Here is a 3,073-nt window from a genome sequence, read left to right on the forward strand (position 1 = left end):
ACACGTACAAACCAGNACCAACAGTCCAAACAGTGGACAATGGAGCAGTACCAGAAGCAAGAAACAGCATTGGCAATGTGGACAGCTTACCACCGAAAACAACGTTTGAATGGAAAGATGGCGCACCAAATACAGCCGTAGGACAACCAGGCGAAGTATCCGGAACAGTGATCGTTCGTTACCCAGATGGCACAAGCGAAGAAGTTCCAGTGAAAGTCAATGTCAAAGGACAAGCAGACACGTACAAACCAGAACCAACAGTCCAAACAGTGGACAATGGAGCAGTACCAGAAGCAAGAAACAGCATTGGCAATGTGGACAGCTTACCACCGAAAACAACGTTTGAATGGAAAGATGGCGCACCAAATACAGCCGTAGGACAACCAGGCGAAGTATCCGGAACAGTGATCGTTCGTTACCCAGATGGCACAAGCGAAGAAGTTCCAGTGAAGCTGACTGTCCGTCAAATAAATGTTAAAGGCACTCCAGAAACACAACCAGAAGCACCAGACTTCACAGGAGGCGTAAACACACCGGATGCACCGACAAACGAAATTCCAGACTATACGGACCCAATTGGTTCAACTGGAGTAGATGAAAATGGAAATCTCATCGTACCACCAATAGTAGAAGCACCAGACTTCACAGGAGGTGTAAACGCACCGGATGCACCAATAAGTGAAGTGCCAGAATACACAGACCCAATTGGATCGACTGGTGTAGATGGAAATGGAAACCTCATCATACCACCAAGTGTAGATATTCCTGAGTTTATGGGTGGAACAAGTACACCGGATGCACCAACTCATGAGTTCTCAGAGTTTAATGGGAACATTGCTATAAATGGTGAACTTCCAGAACCAGCTCAATTACCAAAAGTTAAACTGATTATTACTAAATGGGTTGATGAAAACGGTAATGAGTTGAAACCAGCAGATGCGAAAACTCCTAAAGTATTAGGTGAGGAAAATGAAGCATTTGAACATGGTGAAATCGAAGGTTATGAATTTGTAAGAACTGAAGTAGATGAAAATGGAGAAGTAGTTACACATATCTTTAGAAAAGTTGCCTCTTCAGGAGTAACTCAAACAAATGATAATGTGAAACCTGAACAGACTCCAGATGCTCTTCATGTTCCTACAAATGAAACACATGCTCAACCAGAAAAAGATGAAGTGAAACAGAAAGAAACTCAAACAACCTTGCCGAAAACTGGTACGGCAAATAGTTTAGGACTCTTATCTGTAGCAACAAGTTCAATTCTTTTTGGATTAGGCTTCTTCATTTTAAGTAAAAAAGAAGACGAAGAATGATCTTTGACGAAGTTAATGAATACAAGAATGTAAAATATATTCGGTGAATAGAAATATCCCCTAACGGTCAGTAATTGTTAGGGGATGTTGTATTATTAATTTTATTGTATTTCTTTCTCAACTACATAAGCTCCGAAAACTAAAAAGTAATAACCCTTTGATAACCTCTTGATTTTTAAAAGGGTTATATATGTAAAAATTGAGGATTTATCTCTTAAAAGAACTTGATTTCAGTGATAATTTACCATAAATATCATAATGTAGAAAAAACCAGCTCTTAAGATATAAGCTCGTAAAGCATCACAATTTAGTAAACGTTAATTCGAAAGAATTACTATACTTACAAAGAGCACCTTTCGGGGTGTTCTTTTTGTACTTTCTTACTAAATTGGTGCAATTGACACAGTTGTTACGGCTTTAGTCGCTTGCAAATGTGGCTGCAACCTGACGAGGTCAGTTGCCTGTAAACGTTAATCAATACGATTATATCAACGTTTACAGGCATTCAAGAATTTTCTCTTGGATGTCTTTTTTTGTCTAAAAATCAAGAGTTACCCTAAAATTCACTCCATCATTTTTTAGACTACGAAATGCAATATCTGCAACTGTCTGATTTACAGTATCTTTTGTGTTGACATAAGTCTTAGTTACTTCTTTATCAATGTGAGTTAAAGCTTCTGAAATAGCTTCGAGTGAGAGTCCTGCTTGTTTTGCAAGTGTCGCTCCTGTATGTTGCAGTTTATGAGGTACAACATGTGCTAGTTCTTTATATCGCTTTCTGATATTTTTCATTTTATTGTTTAGATAGTCAGCATGTAAAGGCTTGTTGATGTTTCCTTTTGTGTCGATATATGTAAAAACAAATTGTTCTGGATTACTGATGATGCCAAACTTTGCTAGTTCATATTTTTGTTGCTATTTTTAAGAAGTTGCCTTATCAACAATTTTAAAGAAATTTTTGGAGCTATGTTGGACTGAAAGATATTGTGCTGATGATAATCTAAAAAATTATCATTTAACTTATCTTTGGAAAAACTGTAGAATTTCAAAAATTACTACAGACCTTGAATTTTACTTATCATTTCAATGATTTAAATTGCTTACATTTTATTTTGATATGTTTTACGGTAATCTCCAGGAGAAAGTCCAGTCCTTTGCTTAAAAATTTTAGTAAAGTAAGAATAATTATCATACCCTACTTGACAGGATACTTGTGATATCGAGATATTTGTTTGAGATAGGAGAGATTTAGCAGCATTAATGCGCTTATCCGTTATATATTTAACAAGAGTTTCTCCAGTTTCTTTTTTAAAAATTCTAGCTAAATGATCTGCACTGAGATAAACCATATCTGCTAATATAGAACGATTTATATCCTCATAGTAGTGATGATCTATGTATTCGACAATACGTTGAATACTATTTTTCTGGTTTTCAATGTTTGTTGCAAATTTCTTAGCATGTGACCAATAATAATCAAAGTAATCCTGAAAAGATTCAATTGAATGAAAGCGTCGTTGGAATAAGAAATCATGAGTGCTATTTTGGAACAATTTATGTGCCGAAATTCCTTTTTGATCTAGATATATTCCTATTTGTTGAGTCCAATCTAGTAAAATTTGTTGTAGTGTGAAAGTAGGAATTTGAGAATTATAAGTAAGTGAATTAATTTTTTCTCTTAATTCGTATTCACTTAAGGTATCTAAAAAAGTAATTGAAAGAGTTTCTGTTTTAAAAGAAGTTGGAAAACTATGTGGAAC

At 35.6% G+C, this 3,073-nt stretch carries 2 protein-coding genes and 1 pseudogene; 1 reads left to right on the forward strand and 2 read right to left on the reverse strand.

The features are described 5' to 3' along the window. Positions 1 to 32 precede the first annotated feature (32 nt). Complete coding sequence (locus D8836_RS10960) at positions 33 to 1,313, forward strand: SIALI-17 repeat-containing surface protein (RefSeq protein WP_474104102.1); 1,281 nt, start codon at positions 33 to 35, stop codon at positions 1,311 to 1,313. A 537-nt stretch (positions 1,314 to 1,850) separates the two neighbouring features. Here D8836_RS10960 and D8836_RS10965 read toward each other — a convergent pair. Both D8836_RS10965 and D8836_RS10970 read right to left on the reverse strand, forming a co-directional pair. Then, positions 1,851 to 2,228: pseudogene (locus D8836_RS10965) on the reverse strand (tyrosine-type recombinase/integrase); the annotation flags it as partial. 185 nt (positions 2,229 to 2,413) lie between these two features. After that, a partial coding sequence (locus D8836_RS10970) for a helix-turn-helix domain-containing protein (RefSeq protein ID WP_142999086.1) occupies positions 2,414 to 3,073 on the reverse strand: 660 nt, incomplete at its 5' end.

It is taken from the genome of Streptococcus mitis, from assembly GCF_003942995.1.
Classification (GTDB): domain Bacteria; phylum Bacillota; class Bacilli; order Lactobacillales; family Streptococcaceae; genus Streptococcus; species Streptococcus mitis_CV.